We start from the raw sequence: 18,383 nt of genomic DNA, 5'->3' as shown, positions 1-18,383 counted from the left end.
TGATCCGGCTCGTACGTCTCCGGGCCGGGCAACCCCGAGGGCGGCACCGGCGGAGGCTGGTGAGGGGGTGGGCCTGACGAAGGGCTGACGGGGCTGGGCGCCTCGGGCCGGCGGATCCGCGGGGGCCGGCGGGCGCGAGGCCCGGGGGAGGACCGACCGGCTCGGCCTGTCGGGGGTCGGCGGGGCCGCGGGGCCTGGTGGAGGGCCGTCCGGCCGGGCTGGTCCGGGGACGGCGGAGTAGGGGGCCTGGCGATGGGCTGGGCCGAAGCTGGGCAATCTTGGGGCTGACGGGGCTGGGCGCCTCGGGCCGGCGGATCCGCGGGGGCCGGCGGGCGCGAGGCCCGGGGGAGGACCGACCGGCTCGGCCTGTCGGGGGTCGGCGGGGCCGCGGGGCCTGGTGGAGGGCTGACCGGCCGGGCTGGTCCGGGGACGGCGGAGTAGGGGGCCTGGCGATGGGCTGGGCCGAAGCTGGGCAATCTTGGGGCTGGCGGAGTCACGAACCTTGTGAAGGGCCGGTCCGGGGCCGGTTCGGCGCGGGCCTGGCGAGGGGGCGACCGGGCTCGTGAGTCTCGGGGCTGGGCAAGCCCGGGGCCGGGCCGGTACCTTGATCCGCATGTTCCTCTCTCTGGCATAGAGCGCGCACCCCGCGCCCGCGTACGCGGCCGACGCAGCACCGTCGGCCGGCGCGGCGCTTCGGTGTCCCCTCTCCCTGCCTCCCGTGAGGAACCCAGCCCATGTCCGCGCCCACCGCGCAGCACTCTGCCCTGCCCCCGCGGCCCTCGTACGGCGCCGTCCTGCGCGTCCCGTACGTCCGCCGCGCCTTCACGGCCGCTCTGACCGCCCGCCTCTCCTACGGCACCGTCTCCCTCGCCCTGCTGCTGTCCGTCACCCGGGCCACCGGCTCGTACGCCGTCTCCGGGGCCGTCCTGTCCCTCTTCGGCGCCGCGTCGGTCCTCCTGATGCCCCTACGGGCCTCCCTGATCGACCGTCACGGCGCACGCCGCGCCCTGCGCCCCATGGCGACCCTCTACGGCGCCCTGCTGTGCACGCTGGCCGCCCTGACCTGGCGGCAGGGCGCACCGTCCGCACTCATCGCCACGGCGGCGGCCCTCGCGGGCGCCTGCACGCCCCCGCTCGGCCCGACCATGCGCGCCCTGTGGAGCGAACTCGTCGAGGACCGGGCCCTGTTGCAGCGCGCCTACAGCCTCGACGGTGTCGCCGAGGAACTGCTGTACGTCTCCGGACCGGCCCTGATCGGCGTCCTGGCCGGGTTCACGCGTCCCGCCGCCGGCCTCCTGCTCAGCGCCCTGCTGATCGTCGCCGGTACCTGGGCCTTCACCGCCTCGCCCGCGCTGCCGGGCCCCCGCCCGCGGCAGCGGACCGCCCGCCCCTCCGGCGTCGTACGGGGACTCCTCGCCCCGGTCGCGGTCGCCGCGGGAGTCGGCCTGTCCCTGAGCGGCCTCGACCTCCTGGTGATGGCCTTCACCGCCCAACACGCCTACGACCCCGCGCTCGTGCCCTGGGTCCTGGGCGCCCTCTCGGCGGGCAGCGCGGTGGGCGGCCTGCTGAACGGGGCCGTGCCCTGGCGCATGCCGGCCCGCACCCGCCTGTGCCGCTTCGCCGTCGCCCTCGGCCTCGTCATCGCCGCGGCCGCCCTCGCCCCCGACCTGTGGACCCTCACGGCGGCCGTCACCCTCGCCGGCGCCTTCATCGCCCCTTCCCTGACGACCGCCTACCTCCTCGCCGACGAACTCGCCCCCACCGACGCCCGCACCCGCGCCGGCGCCTGGGTGAACGCGGCCGTCAACGCGGGCAGCTCCACCGGCGCCCTCCTGACCGGCCTCCTGATCGGCGCCGTCCCCCTCGGCATCTGCTTCCTGCTGGCCGGAGGGGTGGCCATCGCGTCGGCGTTCGCGGCGGGACCTCGGCGCCGCCGTCCAAGCCGGCGTTGAGCGGTCGGCCGTAGGAGGGTTGGCAGGTTTGGGCTGCCCGTGACCTCGATACAGTCTGGTCAAGGACTTCCGGGGCGGCCCAAAACTGCCAATCCCATGCCGTGTAGAGGCCCACGATCGCCCGCGCCGGCGAGAGAGCCCGAACCGCTCGCCATGCCTGCACAGCGGCGGAGGCAGCCCGCCCACCGGTCGCCCCGGCGGCTTCTACCGCCGCAGGTCCCGGAACGCGTCCAGCTTGACCGCACGGCACAACGGGGGAAGGAGCTGAGCCGGCTGCCCGCGAACCTGCGGGATGCCCTGGATCACATGCGGGGCCTGATCGCCGAGGACCCCTGCACGATCTGAGGCAACGCTCCGCGGGACCGGGTGACCGGCCGGTCAGCGCCGCCGCGTGCGCCGCAGGTGGAGGCGGACCGCTCGGGTGGCGACCGGGCCGAGTTCGTCCAGGGCCGCTACCAGGGCGCCCAGTTGTTCGAGGGCGTCCAGGGCCGTGTGGGCGCCGTGGGCGTCGACGCCCTCGTAGAGCTCGATGCCGACGAAGGTCGCGGCGACGGCGCGGGCCAGGCCGGCCGGGTCGGTGAACTCGGCGAGCGGGGTGGCGGTGAGGACGCGGCGCAGGACGTGTTCGATCTCGGTGATCCACAGGTTGAGGCCGGCCGCGGCGGCGGGTCCCAGTGCGGCGTGGGTCTGGGCGCCGGCCAGCAGCTGGCCGAGCAGCGCCACATGGCCGCCGGCCCGCTCCTGCTCGTGTATCTCGCGGCCGACGGCGAGGAGTTCGGTGAGGGAGGCCACCGTGGCGAGCCGGTCCCGGTAGCGGGAGACGGCCTGCTCGGCGCCGTAGCGGCAGGCGGCGGCGAGGAGTTCGTCGACCGAGCCGAAGTGGTAGAACACCAGCGCCTGGTTGACCCCGGCCGCCGCCGCGACCGTACGCCCGGAGGTCGCGGCGATCCCCTGCTCCGTGAGGACCCGCAGGGCCCCCTGCAGCAGCTTGGCCTTGGTCTCCTGAGACTTCGCCGTCTCCGGGCTCATAAGCGTGCCTCCGGGGGCGTCGTCCGCGGTCGCACGGTCATCCGAGGTCCTCCAGGGTGCGCAGCACGCGCGGGGTGCAGACGCGGGTGACCGGGGAGCGGTCGCAGCGGCGGGCGGCGGGGGTGGAGTCCAGGGGGCTCTTGAACAGGGTGACGCAGACGGCGGCCAGGAGCAGCAGCGGGCACAGGTACGCCACGGCGGGCGCGAGCGTGCCGAAGGCGTTCAGGGACGACCCCGGCCCCGGTGGGGACTCCAGCCCCAGTCCGGTCAGGCACGCGGTCAGCACCAGCGCGCGGACCGCCAGTTCGGTCAGCCAGTTGGCCAGGGCCCGCTCCGGGGTGATGCCGCGCTCCAGCCACAGCCGCAGCCGGTCGAAGGACCAGGCGGTCGCCCAGCGCAGGAACGGGCGCAGCAGCAGGCGGTCGGCGAGGGCGCCGAGGGCTCCCCAGCGAGGGCGGTAGTCGTAGCCGGTGAGGAAGCGGACGCCGTGCGCGTCCGGGACGCAGCGCCAGTAGCCGATGCCCTCGGCGATCGGGGACAGCGGGTGCGAGGAGGTGAAACGGAGCGCGGCGGTGCGGGTGCCGTCGGAGCCCTCCTTCTCGCCGGCCACGACGCCGGTGCCGGTCGTGGTGAGGAAGGGCAGGACCTGGGCGACGTAGCGGAAGCGCCGCGGCTCGCCCTCCGCGCGCGGGAGGTAGTGGATATCCGTGAGCCGCAGGTCCCAGCGCCGGTGCCGGGCGGGTTCCCGGGTGCGCGCCCACAGGTCGTCCAGGTCCGCGCGGATGTGCGTCTCTATGTAGACACCCATGGCGTTCCCCCACCTCGGCCAGTCGTTGAGCGAATGCTCAAACCCGTTGAGGGCGACGGTACATGGTGTTTGAGCGACCGCTCAAACGGCGGGAGGCAGAGAACCCCGGCCCTGTCGGGGACCGGGGTTCCGCACAGGCACGCGCGCGTGGCGACCGCGCGGCTCACTCCGCCAGGTGCCGCTCCACCGTCGCCACCTTGGAGGTGAGTCCGTCGGTGACGCCGGGCCGGATGTCGGCCTTGAGGACGAGCGAGACGCGGGGCGCCCGCTCCTCCACGGCGGCGACGGCACGCCTGACCACGTCCATCACCTCGTCCCAGTCGCCCTCGACCGAGGTGAACATCGCGTCGGTGCGGTGGGGCAGGCCCGACTCGCGGACCACGCGGACGGCGTCGGCGACGTACTCGCCCACGTCCTCGCCGACGCCGAGCGGCGTCACGGAGAAGGCGACGATCATGCGTTCACGACCCCTTCCTCACGCGCGCGGGCGGCGATGACCGCATCCTCGGCCTCGCGGCGCAGCTTGCGCTCGGCGAAGAAGCCGCCGGTCGGCAGGACGGAGAGGACGAAGTACAGGGCCGCGGTCTTCAGGCTCCACTTGGCGCGGTTCCAGGCGTCCGCCCAGAAGACGACGTAGAGAACGAACAGCACACCGTGGATCGCGCCCATCACGGGCACCGCGTTGAAGTCCGTGGTCCGCTTCAGCACCGAGCAGACGAGCAGCACGAGGAAGGACACGGCCTCGGGGGCCGAGACCAGGCGGAGGCGGCGGAGGGCGGTGGCGGTCTTGATGTCCACGGGTCACCTTCGGGTGGGAGAGTCGCTGGGGGCGCGGTCGCTTCGTGATCCGCTGTGGCGCGCTTCGTGATCCGCTTTGTGAACGGAAGCACAAAGGTTCGCCCATTGTGGCAAACGGTGCCCTTAGGGGTGCGCTCAGGGTCCGTCTCCACCCTCCGGCCCTGTTCTCTCCACCCACCGGGCCGCTACTTTCACAGCGTGGCGATGTTCCGACTTCAAGGCAGCAAGGTGCTGGCCGTCGACATGACCGGGGACGCCGTGAAGGCGAAGAACGGCTCCATGGTGGCGTACGACGGCGAGATGGCCTTCAAGAAACTGAGCGGCGGCGGCGAGGGCCTGCGGGGGATGGTGACCCGGCGGCTCACCGGCGAGCAGATGACGGTGATGGAGGTGAGGGGGCGGGGGACCTGCTGGTTCGCGGACCGGGCCTCGGAGATCAACCTGGTGGGACTCCAGGGCGACAAGCTCTACGTGGAGTCGAGCAACCTGCTCGCGACCGACGCGGGGCTGAGAACGGGGACGACCTTCACCGGCCTGCGCGGAGCCTCGCAGGGCAACGGGCTGTTCACGACGACCGTCGAGGGACACGGGCAGGCGGCGATCATGTCGGACGGGCCGGCGGTGGTGCTGCGTGTCAGCCCGCAGTACCCGCTGATCGTCGACCCGGGCGCGTACATCGCCCACCAGGGGGACGTACGGCAGTCCTTCCAGTCCGGTGTGACGTTCCGCACGTTCTTCGGGGAGGGCGGCGGCGAGGCCTTCCAGATCCGCTTCGAGGGCGACGGGCTGGTCTACGTGCAGCCGAGCGAGCGGAACACGATCGCGGGGGACGTGTGAGATGAGCTTGAGGGAGATCAACTCCAAGATGGTCGAGGCGACCGTCCTGCCCGGGCAGCGGCTGTTCAGCCAGCGCGGGGCGATGCTCGCCTACAAGGGGGACGTGTCCTTCACGCCCAACATGCAGGGCGGCCAGGGCGGCCTGATGTCCATGATCGGGCGCCGGGTGGCCGGCGAGGCGACCCCGCTGATGTCCGTCGAGGGCAGCGGCACCGTCTTCTTCGGGCACGGCGGCCACCACGTCCACGTCATCCAACTCACCGGCGACACCCTCTACGTGGAGGCCGACCGGCTGCTCGCCTTCGAGGGCACGCTCCGGCAGGGCACGATGTTCATGGGCTCCCAGGGCGGGGTCATGGGCATGGTCCGCGGACAGGTCACCGGCCAGGGCCTGTTCACCACCACCCTCCAGGGGCAGGGCGCCGTGGCCGTGATGGCGCACGGCGGCGTCTTCGAGGTCCCGATCACCCCGCAGCGCCCGGTGCACGTCGACCCGCAGGCGTACGTCGCCCACCACGGCGACGTGCGCAACAAGCTGTCCACCGCCCTCGGCTGGCGCGACATGGTCGGCCGCGGTTCCGGCGAGGCGTTCCAGCTGGAGCTGAGCGGCAGCGGCACGGTGTACGTCCAGGCGTCGGAGGAGAAGCTGTGAGCGCGTACGGAACCCCCGGCGGCCCGGTCGTCCACGACCCCATGACGCTGCCCGTCGACGACAACGTGAACAAGTACACGTTCTGCGTGGAGCTCAAGAGCGGGCAGTGGTTCCTGCAGAAGGGGAAGATGATCGCCTACTACGGGGCGATCGAGTTCAACGGCGTCGGGCACGGCCGACTCGACCGACTTGTCCGTACGTCGTTCCATTCGCCACTGCACGCGAGCGACTGGGTGGTGGCCGAGGGCTCGGGCAAGATGCTGCTGGCCGACCGGGCCTTCGATGTCAATTCCTACGACCTCGACGACGGGAACTTGACCATTCGCGCGGGCAACCTGCTCGCTTTTCAGCCAACTCTCGCACTGAAACAATCGATCGTGCCGGGTTTCCTGACACTCATCGGAACCGGAAAGTTCGTGGCCGCGTCTAACGGGCCGGTGGTGTTCATGGAGCCGCCGATCCGGGTGGACCCGCAGGCGCTGGTCGGCTGGGCCGACTGCCCCTCGCCGTGCCATCACTACGACCACGGGTATCTGACCGGCGTCATGGGCGGTCTACGTGCGATGACGGGCCTGGGCGGGGTCTCCGGGGAGGAGCACCAGTTCGAGTTCGTGGGTGCCGGGACGGTGCTGCTGCAGTCGTCCGAGGCGCTCATGGCGGAGCCGGCGGCGGGGGCGGTTCCGGCGGAGCCGGGGGTGCCCGGAGGTGGCGTTCCGGCGTCGGGTGGACACGGTCCGCAATCGTCGGGTGCACCGCGTCTTCCCGGACAGCTGGGGGACCTCCAGCGTCGCTTCGGACTGTGAGCGGTAGTCTGCGGAGTGTGACGTCGAACGCGTGCGCACAGTCACACCACCCGAAGTAGTTCGTCATTCAACTTCTTAGGTAGACTTCATTCATGGAGACCGAGACGGCCACGCGCTGGCTGACCGATGCGGAGCAGTGCGCCTGGCGCACCCACCTGGAGGTCAACAGGCTGTTGACGTATCAACTCGAAAAGGATCTGCAGCCCTTCGGGCTGACGATGAACGACTACGAGATCCTCGTGAACCTTTCCGAGTCCGACGACGTACGGATGCGGATGAGTGACCTCGCGTCCGCCACCCTCCAGTCCAAGAGCCGGCTCTCGCACCAGATCACGCGGATGGAGAACGCCAACCTGGTGCGCCGCGAGAACTGCGAGTCCGACCGGCGGGGGCTGTACGCCGTGCTGACCGAGCACGGCATGGAGACGATGCGCAAGGTCGCGCCGCACCATGTGGCCTCGGTGCGCCGGCACTTCATCGACCTGCTGTCGGCGGAGACCCTCCGGGAGCTGGACAAGGGCCTCAAACCGATCGCCGAACACCTCAGGGGGCAGCGGGGACGCCCCTGAGCCCTGCCGTCGGCCGCGCGTGCCTCGGGGGCCCCGGCCTCCGAGGTCCCGGCCTCCGAGGTCCCGGCCTCCGAGGGCCCAGCCTCCGGGTCCCGGCCTCCGGGTCCCGGCCGTCGGGGCCTCAGCCCCCCGACGCCAGCGCCATCCCCAGGGGTGTGCGTTCGTACAGCACCTGGTGACCGTAGCGGCGGGCGGTCAGCAGGCCCGCGTCGCGCAGGGTCGTGAGGTGGGACGAGACCGACGACGGGGCCAGACCGAGCCGGTGGGCCAGGGCCGAGGTGGTCGCCGGTTCGGCCAGCGCGGTCAGCACGGCGGCCCGGCCCCGCCCCAGCAACCGTACGAGCGCCTGCGGGGCCCGGTCCGCCGGGTTCGTCCACAGACCGGCGATACCCCGGGCCGGATAGACGAGGGTCGGCTGCCAGGGCGGGTCGAAGCCGCTGATCACGTCCGGCCAGACGAAGACACTCGGCATCAGGACCAGCCCCTGGCCGTTCAGGTGCCGCTCGTAGTCACCCCGCGACTCCATGGTCAGCGTGCTCTCCCGCCAGCCCAGCCGCCCGTGCAGCTCCGGGAGCAGCCCGCCCAGGCCCACCTCCGCCAGCCGCCGCGAGTGGAAGGCCACGTCGGCCTCCAGCAGAGCCCGCAGCCGGGGCCAGTCCGGCTCGATCAGCACCCGCCAGACCTCCTCCACCGCGTCCGCCAGCTCCGCGACCATCCGCACCGGATCCGCCATCCACGCGCGCGCGTACGGCGAGTCGAAGGCCCCCGGTGTGCAGGCGAGCGAACGGGCGGTGTCCTCGCGGGCCGCCACCGGATCGGCCCGCCGTACGGCCGCGATCTCCTCCTCGAACGTCGCCGCCGGCCCGAGCGGCGGCGGACCCAGCCAGTCCGGCGAATGCCCGCGCCGGGGCATCAGCAGCCACAGCGGAGTGAGGTCGAGACCGGCCGCCGCCGTACGCATCCGGCGCAGCCAGGGCGCGTGGTAGCCGTGCCGGTCCGGCCGCTTCAGCGTGCGCACCGCGTCCTGCGTCTCCCACAGCGGCGACACGGCGAACCGGCAGCGCAGGAAGTCGTCGTCCCCGAAGTGCAGATACGACGGCATCGCACTCCCTCGACCGCCGGTCACGAGCATCCCGAGCCGAAGATTCGGCCACAGCCGAAACTCTACGCCGCCCCGCCCGGACGCAGGCACGCTGCCGGACATGTCCGCACCGCCCAAGGCGGCGTCCAGGCGTTCCGCCGGCTACGCCCGCGTCCTCGCCGTCCCCGAGTTCCGGGCCGTCTTCGCCGCCCACGTCCTGTCCATGCTCGGGCTGATCGTCAGCGAGATCGCGCTCTCCGTCCTCGTCTACGACCTCACCGGCTCGCCCCTGCTCAGCGCCCTCACCTTCGCCCTCGGCTTCCTGCCGTACGTCGTCGGCGGCACCGTCCTCGCCTCCGTCGCCGACCGCCTCCCCGCCCGCCGGGTGCTGGTGACCTGCGACCTGGTGTGCGCCGCCTGTGTCGCGCTGATGGTGGCCCCCGGCACGGGCATCGGCGTGCTGCTCGCCCTGCGCTGTTGCCTCGCCGTCGTCTCCCCGGTGTTCTCCGGCACCCGCATGGCCACCCTCGCCGACGTCCTCGGCGACGGCGACCTGTTCGTGCTCGGCCGCTCCCTGCTGCGCATCGTCGCCCAGAGCGCCCTCCTCGTCGGCTACGGCCTCGGCGGCCTGCTGCTCACCGTCGTTACCCCGCGCCACGCCCTGCTCATCACCGTCGGCACCTTCCTCGCCTCGGCAGCCCTGCTGCGCCTCGGCACCCGGCGCCGGCCCGCCCGCGCCCGCCGGCCGGGAGAGCCCCGGCCCGGCACCCGCGCGCTCTTCGCCGACCGTCGCGTCCGCGTGCTGCTCCTGCTGTTCTGGGTGCCCGCGATGTTCTCCGTCGTCCCCGAGGCGCTGGCCGCCCCCTACTCCGACGCCCTCGGCACCGGCTCCACCGGGCTCGGCCTGCTGATGTGCGCCCTGCCGGTCGGCACCGTGGCCGGCGAGCTGTTCGCCGGGGCCCGGCTGCGGACCGCCGCCCGCGAGCGGATCGCGCTGCCCCTGGTCTGCCTGACCCTGCTGCCCTACCTCGGCTACGCCCTGCGCCCCGGCCTCGCCCTCTCCCTGCTGCTCCTGGCGCTGTCCGGCGCGGGGTCGGCGTACACGCTGGGCCTGGACCAGTGGTTCGTCCGCGCCGTGCCCGAGGAGCTGCGGGGGCGGGCCATGACCGTGCTCAGCGCGGGCCTGATGACCCTCCAGGGCGTGGGCATGGCACTGGCCGGGGTGGCGGCCGAGCTGATCGGCGTGCGCGGGGCTGTCGTGGGCGCCGGGGCACTGGGCACGCTGTGCTGCGCGGGGCTGGCGCTGGCGTGCCGGGCGACGGAGGGCGCAGGCGTGGCGGTGCCGGATGACCGGGGGCGGTCCGAAGCGGCCGCCGGGTGACCGAAAGCCGAGACAGGGCTGACCGGCATATGACCGGCCGGTAGGGTCTGCTGACGTGCCGAAGCCTCTCAGCCTTCCCTTCGACCCCATCGCCCGCGCCGACGACCTCTGGAAGCAGCGCTGGGGAAACGTGCCGTCGATGGCCGCGATCACCTCGATCATGCGGGCCCAGCAGATCCTGCTCTCCGAGGTCGACGCGGTGGTCAAGCCGTACGGACTGACGTTCGCGCGCTACGAGGCGCTCGTGCTGCTCACCTTCTCCAAGGCCGGCGAGCTGCCGATGTCCAAGATCGGTGAGCGGCTCATGGTGCATCCCACCTCCGTGACGAACACGGTGGACCGGCTGGTGCGGTCGGGCCTGGTCGCCAAGCGGCCCAACCCGAACGACGGGCGGGGCACGCTCGCCGTCATCACCGACAAGGGCCGCGAGGTGGTCGACGCGGCCACCCGCGACCTGATGGCGATGGACTTCGGGCTCGGGGCGTACGACGCGGAGGAGTGCCACGAGATCTTCGCGATGCTGCGGCCGCTGCGGGTCGCCGCGCACGACTTCGACGACGAGTAGAGTTTTCGCGGGTCAGCACGCTGCTCTCCGCTGCCGCGGAGGTGTCCCGCAGATGTGGGTACTGCTTGTCGGGACGGTACCGTGCTCCCCGCCGAAGCGGGGATTTTTCGGGCGGTTACGCTCGTATCCATGAAACGAAGCGTGCTGACCCGCTACCGCGTCATGGCCTACGTCACCGGCGTGCTGCTGGTCCTGCTGACCCTGGGCGTCATCGCCAAGTACGGGCTTCAGATCGACGGGGCGGAGAAGTTCACCACCTTCGTCGGCATCGCCCACGGCTGGCTGTACGTCGTGTACCTGATCTTCGCCTTCGACCTCGGCTCCAAGGCGAAGTGGCCCGTCGGTCGCCAGCTCTGGGTTCTCCTGGCCGGAACGATCCCGACCGCCGCATTCTTCGTCGAGCGGAAGGTCAGCCGGGAGCTGGAGGCGAAGATCGCCGAGCCGGCTCCGGTGGCCGCTGAGGCGTAGGTCTCACCGCCGTACGGCATCGTACGGCGGTCTGCCATCGACATTTACTAGGACGTCCAAGTAAATTCGAGGGTATGGACGCTCACGCCATCGAGGAAGGCCGCCGACGCTGGCAGGCCCGCTACGACGCCGCCCGCAAGCGCGACGCAGACTTCACCACGCTCTCCGGCGATCCCGTGGAGCCGGTGTACGGGCCCCGGCCGGGGGACACGTACGAGGGATTCGAGCGGATCGGCTGGCCCGGGGAGTACCCGTTCACGCGCGGGCTCCATCCGACCGGCTACCGGGGGCGTACGTGGACGATCCGCCAGTTCGCCGGGTTCGGCAACGCCGAGCAGACGAACGAGCGGTACAAGATGATCCTGGCCGCCGGTGGCGGCGGCCTGTCCGTGGCCTTCGACATGCCGACGCTGATGGGCCGCGACTCCGACGACCCGCGCTCGCTGGGCGAGGTCGGGCACTGCGGCGTGGCCATCGACTCGGCCGCCGACATGGAGGTCCTGTTCAAGGACATCCCGCTCGGGGACGTGACGACCTCCATGACGATCAGCGGGCCCGCCGTGCCCGTGTTCTGCATGTACCTGGTCGCCGCCGAGCGGCAGGGCGTGGAACCCGCCGTGCTGAACGGCACCCTGCAGACGGACATCTTCAAGGAGTACATCGCCCAGAAGGAGTGGCTGTTCCAGCCGGAGCCCCATCTGCGGCTGATCGGCGACCTGATGGAGCACTGCGCGGCCGGCATCCCCGCCTACAAGCCGCTGTCGGTGTCCGGCTACCACATCCGCGAGGCCGGTGCGACGGCCGCGCAGGAGCTGGCGTACACCCTCGCGGACGGGTTCGGGTACGTGGAGCTGGGGCTCTCGCGCGGCCTGGACGTGGACGTGTTCGCGCCCGGGCTGAGCTTCTTCTTCGACGCGCACCTCGACTTCTTCGAGGAGATCGCCAAGTTCCGTGCCGCGCGCCGGATCTGGGCGCGCTGGATGCGGGACGTGTACGGCGCGCAGAGCGACAAGGCGCAGTGGCTGCGGTTCCACACGCAGACCGCCGGTGTGTCGCTGACCGCGCAGCAGCCGTACAACAACGTGGTGCGTACGGCGGTGGAGGCGCTGTCCGCCGTGCTCGGCGGGACCAACTCGCTGCACACCAACGCGCTGGACGAGACGCTGGCGCTGCCGAGCGAGCAGGCGGCGGAGATCGCGCTGCGCACGCAGCAGGTGCTGATGGAGGAGACCGGGGTCGCCAACGTGGCGGATCCGCTGGGCGGTTCGTGGTACGTCGAGCAGCTCACCGACCGCATCGAGGCGGACGCGGAGAAGATCTTCGAGCAGATCAAGGAGCGGGGGCTGCGGGCCCACCCCGACGGGCAGCACCCGATCGGGCCGATCACGTCCGGGATCCTGCGGGGGATCGAGGACGGGTGGTTCACCGGGGAGATCGCCGAGTCGGCGTTCCGGTACCAGCAGGCTCTGGAGAAGGGTGAGAAGCGGGTCGTGGGCGTGAACGTCGCGACCGGCTCGGTCACCGGGGACCTGGAGATCCTGCGGGTCAGTCATGAGGTGGAGCGGGAGCAGGTCCGCATTCTGGGGGAGCGGAAGGGGGCTCGTGACGAGGCCGCTGTGCGTTCGGCACTGGAGGCGATGCTGGCTGCCGCGCGGGGCGGGTCCAACATGATCGAGCCGATGCTGGAGGCTGTTCGGGCCGAGGCGACGCTGGGGGAGATCTGTGGGGTGCTGCGGGAGGAGTGGGGGGTGTACACGGAGCCGGCGGGCTTCTAGGCACCCGGTGCCTTCGGTGCCGGTCCCAGGGGGCTCCGCCCCCTGGACCCCCGGCCCCGCGCCCACCCACCACCCGACTCGGTAGGTCGAACGGTGACGGTGCCCCTCTGCGCCGTCTTCGCCCGCGGGCGCGCCGTGGCCGGTCGCGCAGTTCCCCGCCCCTTACGGGGCACGTCCCCACCCAGCAGCGTACGTACGCAGCTGCGGGCAGTCGTGCCGCTGGGGCGGCACGGGTGGGCGCAGCGGCACCCCGCGAGCGCGGGTGAGTGACACCTCCCGCGGGTGACCGTAGCGCGCAGCGGTTATGCCGGGGCCGGAGGGAGGGACGTCAGGCCCAGGAGGAGGACCTGGGTGAAGCTGTGGACCCAGGGTTCGTCGGCCGGTTTGCCGCTGACCAGGGTCCGGTGGACCACCGCGCCCGCGACCATGTCGAAGATGAGGTCGGCGGTGCGGTCGGCTTCCTCGGGCCCGGGCTCCGGAGGGAGTTCGCCGCGCGCCTGGGCACGCGCCCGGCCCTCCAGAACCAGCCGCTTCTGCCGCTCGACGATCGACGCCCGGATGCGTTCGCGCAACGCCTCGTCCCGGGTCGACTCGGCCACCACCGCCATCAGGCCGCTCTTGGCCTCCGGCCGGGCCAGGATCGCGGCGAACTGCAGGACCACGCCCTCGATGTCCGCGGCCAGCGTCCCGCTGTCGGGCAGCCGGAGTTCGTCGAAGAGTTCGGCGACCGCGTCGACGACCAGTTCGGGCTTGCCGGACCAGCGGCGGTACAGGGTCGTCTTGGCAACCCCGGCCCGGGTCGCGACGTCTCCCAGGGAGAGCCCGGACCAGCCCAGTTCCACCAGCGCCGCCCGCGTCGCGGCCAGGATCGCGGCGTCCGCGGCGGCGCTGCGCGGGCGGCCGGGACGGCCGGCGGGGGTGGGGCTCTGCATGTCTCGACCATAACCGGCGGGAACTGTGCGGTCGTGAGGGAGATCACCGGGGAGTGGTGTCGCGCGGGCTGCCGTTGGCATTACGCTACGACTCGTAGCGAAAGCGTGGTGGACGCCCGTGCTGGACGTGCGCGGGCGACGACCACCGGCGCGGGGTGGGGACCCCGGCGCCGGCCACCGCACCGCACATCGCTCGCAGCACTCACACCGTTTTTTCTTCAGGCGCGGGATCGGGGGAGGATAGACGCATGCAGCCACGGAACATGTCCATGAGCGGAGTCGTCGACCTCGCCGCGGTGAAGTCGGCCCAGGAGGCCAAGGCCAAGGCCGAGCAGGCGCGCGCCGAAGCCGCGCGGCAGGGCGGCGGCCCCGGCGCGGTCTCGCCGGCCGATCTCGTCATCGACGTCGACGAGGCCGGGTTCGAGCGGGACGTCCTCCAGCGGTCCGCCGAGGTACCCGTCGTCATCGACTTCTGGGCCGAGTGGTGTCAGCCCTGCAAGCAGCTGAGCCCGGTCCTGGAGCGGCTGGCCGTCGAGTACGACGGCCGCTTCCTGCTCGCCAAGATCGACGTCGACGCCAACCAGATGCTGATGCAGCAGTTCGGCGTGCAGGGCATCCCGGCCGTCTTCGCGGTCGTCGCGGGGCAGGCCCTGCCGCTCTTCCAGGGCGCGGCCGGCGAGCAGCAGATCAGGGAGACCCTGGACCAGCTGGTGCAGGTCGCCGAGCAGCGGTTCGGGCTGACCGGCCTGACGGTCGACCCGGACGCGCAGCCGGGCGACGCCCCGGTGTCCGAGGCGCCGGCGGGGCCGTATGACGCGCTGCTGGAGGCCGCCGTACAGGCGCTGGACGCGGGCGACCTGGGCGGGGCGGTCCAGGCGTACAAGAACGTGCTGAGCGACGACCCGGGCAACCCGGAGGCTAAACTGGGCCTGGCCCAGGCGGAGTTGCTGCAGCGGGTGCAGGGCATGGACCCGCAGGCGGTGCGCACGGCGGCCGCCGGCCGGCCGGGCGACGCCGAGGCCCAGATCGCGGCGGCCGACCTGGACCTGGTGGGCGGTCATGTCGAGGACGCCTTCGGACGGCTGATCGAGACCGTGCAGCGTACGCAGGGTGACGACCGGGACGCGGTACGGCGTCGGCTGCTGGAGCTGTTCGAGGTCGTCGGAGCCGAGGATCCACGGGTGATCGGGGCCCGCAGGGCCCTCGCGCGGGCGCTGTTCTGACCAGTCGCTAAACGCTACGGGTTGTGATGCCCGAGTGAAAGATTCGCCGACACGGCGTCACGGCGGTCGCGCTTTGCCAAATCTTGGTAATCGCGGCCGCTGTTACTCGCAGTAAATCAGGGCCGTTGATCTGTCTGGTTTCGTCCAAAGATCAACGGATTTGCACTGCCCTTTGTTGCCACCCTGCGTGCCCCTCCGAGGCCGGCGGGCCGCCGCTCGGTTATCCGGCCGTTACTAGCGAGTAACGAACCCCCTTGTGCGGGCGGCGAGAATGCACCACGATCGGCGACGCTCGGTCCTATCCCACACCCCGGCAGCCGGTCGGGTCACGGGAGACTCAGGGTCCCCACCGGGCAGAGCCGGCGGCAGTGGCGCCGGCTCTTGGACAGGGGGGTCTTCGCCACCACGGCGAAGCCTGTCCGGCAAGGTTGTGCGTGATGCGTGTCAGGCGCGACCAGTGGTTGTCGCTCGGGGGTGATCGCCGGTGATACGGGCGCGGTTCAGCGCCGCCGACCGCAGGCGCTCTCCTTCCCGAGGACGTAGCACTTCTCCCATCCCTGCCCGCTCGAACCGCCGACGGCGGCCGGCCGGGCCAGGAGATGTACGTCCGAGAAGGAGGAAATATGGAGTCCCAGGTGCGTGGCGGGACCAGATGGAAGCGGTTCGCTGTGGTCATGGTGCCCAGCGTCGCCGCCACGGCGTGCATAGGTGTCGCCCTCGCGCAGGGCGCTCTCGCGGCGTCGTTCAGCGTTTCCGGTCAGTCGTTCAAGGTGACGGCCGACCAGCTCGACGGCAAGGGCTTCGTCCAGTACGGAGCGATCGACTCGGGCTACTCCCTGGACGGCAAGAAGGCGGCTCACCCCGTCGCCGTCTCGGGCTTCAAGTCCGCCGAGATCACCAACATGTGCCAGTCCGTGGTCACCCCGGACGTGCCGATCTTCGGTTCGGTCAGCCTCAAGCTGACGGCCGGCAGCAAGTCCCCTGTCGAGGCGTCCAACCTCTACATCGACGTTGCCGACCTCGACGCCGACGCGACCTTCAACAACATCAACATCGGTGTTGCCGCCAAGGACTCCACCAAGGGTCCGGGCATGAAGGGCGGTGGCGAGCAGGCCAACCCGTTCGGGTTCGCGCAGGAGGCCGACTCCGCCACGCTGAAGAACGTGAAGCAGACGGCGTGGGCGACCACCGCCGGAACCTTCAAGCTGAGCGGTCTGCACATGTCCGTGTCGACCGGAACGCACGAGTGCTACTAGGCATTCGCTGACGGGCGGGGGAGCCGATGGCGCCCCCGCCCGTCCCCCATCCCGCCGCGTCTTCACGCGCGGCACACATCACCACCACAGCAACGCCGCACCAGGGAGCTGTTTTCCATGAGCGCAGAGACCCCTGCCGCCGAGTCCGGCCAGTTCACCGCCCGGAGGCTGCAGTTCCGCGCCTGGCGGGGCACCCGTCCGTTCTGGGCTGGCCTGTTCGTCCTGCTCAGCGGTCTGCCGATCATCTACTTCCCGTACTACCACCTGAAGTTCGGCCACCTGACGCTGGCGATGTCGACCACGGCGGGTGCGGGATCCCTGATCATCGGCGTGCTGCTGATCGTGCTGGGCGTCACCCTCTGGGTCCAGAAGCACGTGCGCACCTTCGCGGGTGTCGCCGCGATCCTCCTGGCGCTGGTGTCCCTGCCGGTGTCCAACTTCGGCGGCTTCATCTTCGGCTTCCTGCTGGCGCTCATCGGCGGCGGCATGGCCGTGGCGTGGGCGCCCGGCGAGCCCCCGCAGGCGCAGCCGGGCGGAGAGGCCCCGGCGGAGGGCACGGCTCCGGAGGCGGCGCCGTACGGCCAGGGCGTGGACGGGGCGGCCTTCGAGGCGCCTTACGACCACGGCGTGGACGGGGCGATCGGTGGCGGTGGCTCCCAGGCTCATGGCGGGCCGGCGGAGCACGACCTGTCAGGAACGAGCCCGGCCAACGGGGCGAACGGGAGGCACAGTGCCGGCTGACGAGGTGACCCACGGGGCTGATGTGGAGGAGTCCCGTGCGAGAACCGGGCCCCGCCACGCGGCACCCAGGAGGCCGCTGTTCACCAGGTTCCACATGCCGGCGGGCAAGGCGATAGCCACCGTGGCGATGCCCACGGCGGTTCTCGTGGGCCTGGGCTTCACGTCCTCGCTCGCGCTCGCCGCCGGTGGCAGCCCGTCCCCGTCGACGACGGCCAAGAGCCTGACGGCCGACGAGTACAAGGACTGCGTCAAGGCCCTGGACAAGGACCAGAACGCCGCGGACTCGCCGTCGCCGTCCGCGTCCCCGAGCGCCTCGGCGGACAAGGCGACGCCGTCCCCCTCCGCGACCTCGGGCACGGAGGACACCAAGGACACCGGGACCGCCAAGGACACCGGGAAGGCGGACACGGGCTCCTCGTCGGATTCAGGTTCCGACGCGAAGTCCACGCCCAAGCCGACCACGGACACCAAGTCCACGGACACCGGCTCCGGTTCCGCGGACACCTCGAAGTCCTCCGGCTCGGGCACCGGCGGCACCACCACGCCGACGCAGACCACCACGCAGAAGAGCGGCGGGCTCCTCGGCACGATCGACGACATCGGCACGACGCTGGGCGGCATCCTCACGGGCGGCAAGAGCGACTCGGGTACGACCGCGAGCCCCAGCCCGAGCGCGTCCCAGTCCGCGTCGGACACCTCGTCCTCGTCCTCCGCGTCCTCCTCGTCCGACAAGACGTCCACGTCGTCCGACAAGACGTCCACGGCGGGCAAGGACTCCGTCACCGGCACCGTCGGGGACACCGCCTCGAAGGCGACGAAGACGGTCACGGACGCGGTGAAGGACACCGTGAAGGACACCACCGGCACGGTGACGAAGACCGCCGGGGACGCCACCAAGACGGTGACGGACACGGCCAAGTCGGCGGACCCCAGCCCCTCGGCCGGTTCGGGCACGTCGGCGGCGGACTGCCCGGCGGCCACCGAGGACGTCAGCGGCGTCGACAACAGCGTGGCGGTGGCGGACGACCCCTGGTACCTGAACGCCAGCTCCCTGCTGCTCAAGGGCGCCGACTACCAGGGCATCGTCGAGGTGAAGACGGCCAACGGCACCAAGAAGAAGGTGCTGAAGTACGTCATATCCGGCGGCACCGACATCGGCGACCTGCACCAGACGGTGCAGGACAAGCAGGCCGGCAAGACCTACCACGTGCAGGCGGCCAAGGGCTCGACGTCCACCATCAGGGACGGCGACACCGTGATGTACACGGAGTCCATCTCGGGCAACCTGTTCGGTCTGATCCCGGTCACGTTCAGCCCGGACAGCCCGCCGCCGCTGAACATCCCGCTGATCTACTTCACCAACGTGAAGGTCGTCCAGGCCGGCCAGTTCGGCGGCAACCTGCACGTGCCCGGCATGCACGTCTACGTCACCGACTGAACGGCCGCGCAAGCCCGTTCAGGGCCGCTCACGCCCGAGGGCGCCCCCTGGAAGCCAGGGGGCGCCCTCCGCGCC

Annotated in this window: 19 protein-coding genes; 13 read left to right on the top strand and 6 right to left on the bottom strand. The window is 71.7% G+C overall.

Features of this window, described 5'->3' with window-relative positions; translation table 11 throughout:
* The first annotated feature begins 734 nt into the window (after positions 1–734).
* On the top strand, positions 735–1,952 hold the full coding sequence (locus tag DBP14_RS09120) for an MFS transporter (protein WP_129306514.1): 1,218 nt from the start codon (positions 735–737) through the stop codon (positions 1,950–1,952).
* A gap of 378 nt (positions 1,953–2,330) precedes the next feature.
* On the opposite strand, the gene DBP14_RS09115 is transcribed toward DBP14_RS09120, so the two are convergent.
* From DBP14_RS09115 to DBP14_RS09100, 4 genes are all read right to left on the bottom strand, one after another.
* Positions 2,331–2,981, bottom strand: coding sequence for a TetR/AcrR family transcriptional regulator (locus tag DBP14_RS09115; RefSeq protein WP_129306513.1), 651 nt, complete (start codon positions 2,979–2,981; stop codon positions 2,331–2,333).
* Positions 2,982–3,018: 37 nt separating this feature from the next.
* A complete protein-coding gene (locus DBP14_RS09110) occupies positions 3,019–3,789 on the bottom strand; it encodes a hypothetical protein (protein ID WP_129306512.1) in 771 nt (256 codons plus the stop codon).
* Positions 3,790–3,952: 163 nt separating this feature from the next.
* The gene (locus DBP14_RS09105) at positions 3,953–4,246 is read right to left on the bottom strand and encodes an MTH1187 family thiamine-binding protein (protein WP_129306511.1); all 294 of its coding nucleotides are present in this window, start codon (positions 4,244–4,246) and stop codon (positions 3,953–3,955) included.
* Positions 4,243–4,587 carry a DUF3817 domain-containing protein gene (locus DBP14_RS09100; RefSeq protein ID WP_129306510.1) on the bottom strand — a complete coding sequence of 115 codons (345 nt, stop codon included), beginning with the start codon at positions 4,585–4,587 and terminating at the stop codon, positions 4,243–4,245. The genes DBP14_RS09105 and DBP14_RS09100 overlap by 4 nt, the downstream gene beginning before the upstream one ends.
* Positions 4,588–4,791: 204 nt before the next feature.
* Between DBP14_RS09100 and DBP14_RS09095 the strand changes: the two genes are divergently transcribed.
* From DBP14_RS09095 to DBP14_RS09080, 4 genes are all read left to right on the top strand, one after another.
* A complete protein-coding gene (locus tag DBP14_RS09095) occupies positions 4,792–5,424 on the top strand; it encodes an AIM24 family protein (RefSeq protein ID WP_129311755.1) in 633 nt (210 codons plus the stop codon).
* Between the two features lies 1 nt (position 5,425).
* Entirely contained in the window at positions 5,426–6,076 is a 651-nt protein-coding gene (locus tag DBP14_RS09090; protein WP_129306509.1) for an AIM24 family protein, read from the top strand.
* On the top strand, positions 6,073–6,879 hold the full coding sequence (locus DBP14_RS09085; protein ID WP_129306508.1) for an AIM24 family protein: 807 nt from the start codon (positions 6,073–6,075) through the stop codon (positions 6,877–6,879). The genes DBP14_RS09090 and DBP14_RS09085 overlap by 4 nt, the downstream gene beginning before the upstream one ends.
* Before the next feature lie 92 nt (positions 6,880–6,971).
* The gene (locus DBP14_RS09080; RefSeq protein ID WP_129306507.1) at positions 6,972–7,448 is read left to right on the top strand and encodes a MarR family transcriptional regulator; all 477 of its coding nucleotides are present in this window, start codon (positions 6,972–6,974) and stop codon (positions 7,446–7,448) included.
* 121 nt (positions 7,449–7,569) lie between these two features.
* Here the strand turns inward: DBP14_RS09080 and DBP14_RS09075 are convergent, their stop codons facing one another.
* Entirely contained in the window at positions 7,570–8,550 is a 981-nt protein-coding gene (locus DBP14_RS09075; protein WP_129306506.1) for a DUF5937 family protein, read from the bottom strand.
* A gap of 100 nt (positions 8,551–8,650) precedes the next feature.
* Between DBP14_RS09075 and DBP14_RS09070 the strand changes: the two genes are divergently transcribed.
* From DBP14_RS09070 to DBP14_RS09055, 4 genes are all read left to right on the top strand, one after another.
* Positions 8,651–9,910 carry an MFS transporter gene (locus DBP14_RS09070; protein WP_129306505.1) on the top strand — a complete coding sequence of 420 codons (1,260 nt, stop codon included), beginning with the start codon at positions 8,651–8,653 and terminating at the stop codon, positions 9,908–9,910.
* Positions 9,911–9,965: 55 nt separating this feature from the next.
* The gene (locus DBP14_RS09065; protein WP_129306504.1) at positions 9,966–10,475 is read left to right on the top strand and encodes a MarR family transcriptional regulator; all 510 of its coding nucleotides are present in this window, start codon (positions 9,966–9,968) and stop codon (positions 10,473–10,475) included.
* A 129-nt stretch (positions 10,476–10,604) separates the two neighbouring features.
* On the top strand, positions 10,605–10,943 hold the full coding sequence (locus DBP14_RS09060) for a DUF3817 domain-containing protein (RefSeq protein WP_129306503.1): 339 nt from the start codon (positions 10,605–10,607) through the stop codon (positions 10,941–10,943).
* Between the two features lie 74 nt (positions 10,944–11,017).
* Entirely contained in the window at positions 11,018–12,718 is a 1,701-nt protein-coding gene (locus DBP14_RS09055) for a methylmalonyl-CoA mutase family protein (protein WP_129306502.1), read from the top strand.
* A 302-nt stretch (positions 12,719–13,020) separates the two neighbouring features.
* Here the strand turns inward: DBP14_RS09055 and DBP14_RS09050 are convergent, their stop codons facing one another.
* Positions 13,021–13,650 (bottom strand): TetR/AcrR family transcriptional regulator, encoded by a 630-nt coding sequence (locus DBP14_RS09050; RefSeq protein ID WP_129306501.1) that lies wholly within the window; start codon positions 13,648–13,650, stop codon positions 13,021–13,023.
* A gap of 248 nt (positions 13,651–13,898) precedes the next feature.
* Here DBP14_RS09050 and DBP14_RS09045 point away from each other — a divergent pair, with 248 nt between their 5' ends.
* The 4 genes from DBP14_RS09045 to DBP14_RS09030 all read left to right on the top strand — a co-directional run bounded on the left by DBP14_RS09045 (position 13,899) and on the right by DBP14_RS09030 (position 18,308).
* Positions 13,899–14,873, top strand: coding sequence for a tetratricopeptide repeat protein (locus DBP14_RS09045; protein WP_129306500.1), 975 nt, complete (start codon positions 13,899–13,901; stop codon positions 14,871–14,873).
* A 623-nt stretch (positions 14,874–15,496) separates the two neighbouring features.
* A complete protein-coding gene (locus DBP14_RS09040) occupies positions 15,497–16,129 on the top strand; it encodes a DUF6230 family protein (RefSeq protein ID WP_129306499.1) in 633 nt (210 codons plus the stop codon).
* Positions 16,130–16,246: 117 nt separating this feature from the next.
* The gene (locus DBP14_RS09035) at positions 16,247–16,870 is read left to right on the top strand and encodes a DUF6114 domain-containing protein (RefSeq protein WP_129306498.1); all 624 of its coding nucleotides are present in this window, start codon (positions 16,247–16,249) and stop codon (positions 16,868–16,870) included.
* On the top strand, positions 16,860–18,308 hold the full coding sequence (locus tag DBP14_RS09030) for a hypothetical protein (RefSeq protein ID WP_206739234.1): 1,449 nt from the start codon (positions 16,860–16,862) through the stop codon (positions 18,306–18,308). Before DBP14_RS09035 ends, DBP14_RS09030 begins: the two co-directional genes overlap by 11 nt.
* Positions 18,309–18,383 lie beyond the last annotated feature (75 nt).

It is taken from the genome of Streptomyces sp. L2, assembly GCF_004124325.1.
In the GTDB taxonomy this organism is placed as follows: domain Bacteria; phylum Actinomycetota; class Actinomycetes; order Streptomycetales; family Streptomycetaceae; genus Streptomyces.
This window is presented reverse-complemented; position numbering and strand designations above follow the sequence as displayed.

Coding starts and splice junctions, on each gene's coding strand:
- DBP14_RS09120 (WP_129306514.1), top strand. CDS start 735: ATGTCCGCGCCCACCGCGCAGCACTCTGCCCTGCCCCCGCGGCCCTCG.
- DBP14_RS09115 (WP_129306513.1), bottom strand. CDS start 2,981: ATGAGCCCGGAGACGGCGAAGTCTCAGGAGACCAAGGCCAAGCTGCTG.
- DBP14_RS09110 (WP_129306512.1), bottom strand. CDS start 3,789: ATGGGTGTCTACATAGAGACGCACATCCGCGCGGACCTGGACGACCTG.
- DBP14_RS09105 (WP_129306511.1), bottom strand. CDS start 4,246: ATGATCGTCGCCTTCTCCGTGACGCCGCTCGGCGTCGGCGAGGACGTG.
- DBP14_RS09095 (WP_129311755.1), top strand. CDS start 4,792: ATGTTCCGACTTCAAGGCAGCAAGGTGCTGGCCGTCGACATGACCGGG.
- DBP14_RS09090 (WP_129306509.1), top strand. CDS start 5,426: ATGAGCTTGAGGGAGATCAACTCCAAGATGGTCGAGGCGACCGTCCTG.
- DBP14_RS09080 (WP_129306507.1), top strand. CDS start 6,972: ATGGAGACCGAGACGGCCACGCGCTGGCTGACCGATGCGGAGCAGTGC.
- DBP14_RS09075 (WP_129306506.1), bottom strand. CDS start 8,550: ATGCCGTCGTATCTGCACTTCGGGGACGACGACTTCCTGCGCTGCCGG.
- DBP14_RS09070 (WP_129306505.1), top strand. CDS start 8,651: ATGTCCGCACCGCCCAAGGCGGCGTCCAGGCGTTCCGCCGGCTACGCC.
- DBP14_RS09060 (WP_129306503.1), top strand. CDS start 10,605: ATGAAACGAAGCGTGCTGACCCGCTACCGCGTCATGGCCTACGTCACC.
- DBP14_RS09055 (WP_129306502.1), top strand. CDS start 11,018: ATGGACGCTCACGCCATCGAGGAAGGCCGCCGACGCTGGCAGGCCCGC.
- DBP14_RS09050 (WP_129306501.1), bottom strand. CDS start 13,650: ATGCAGAGCCCCACCCCCGCCGGCCGTCCCGGCCGCCCGCGCAGCGCC.
- DBP14_RS09045 (WP_129306500.1), top strand. CDS start 13,899: ATGCAGCCACGGAACATGTCCATGAGCGGAGTCGTCGACCTCGCCGCG.
- DBP14_RS09040 (WP_129306499.1), top strand. CDS start 15,497: ATGGAGTCCCAGGTGCGTGGCGGGACCAGATGGAAGCGGTTCGCTGTG.
- DBP14_RS09035 (WP_129306498.1), top strand. CDS start 16,247: ATGAGCGCAGAGACCCCTGCCGCCGAGTCCGGCCAGTTCACCGCCCGG.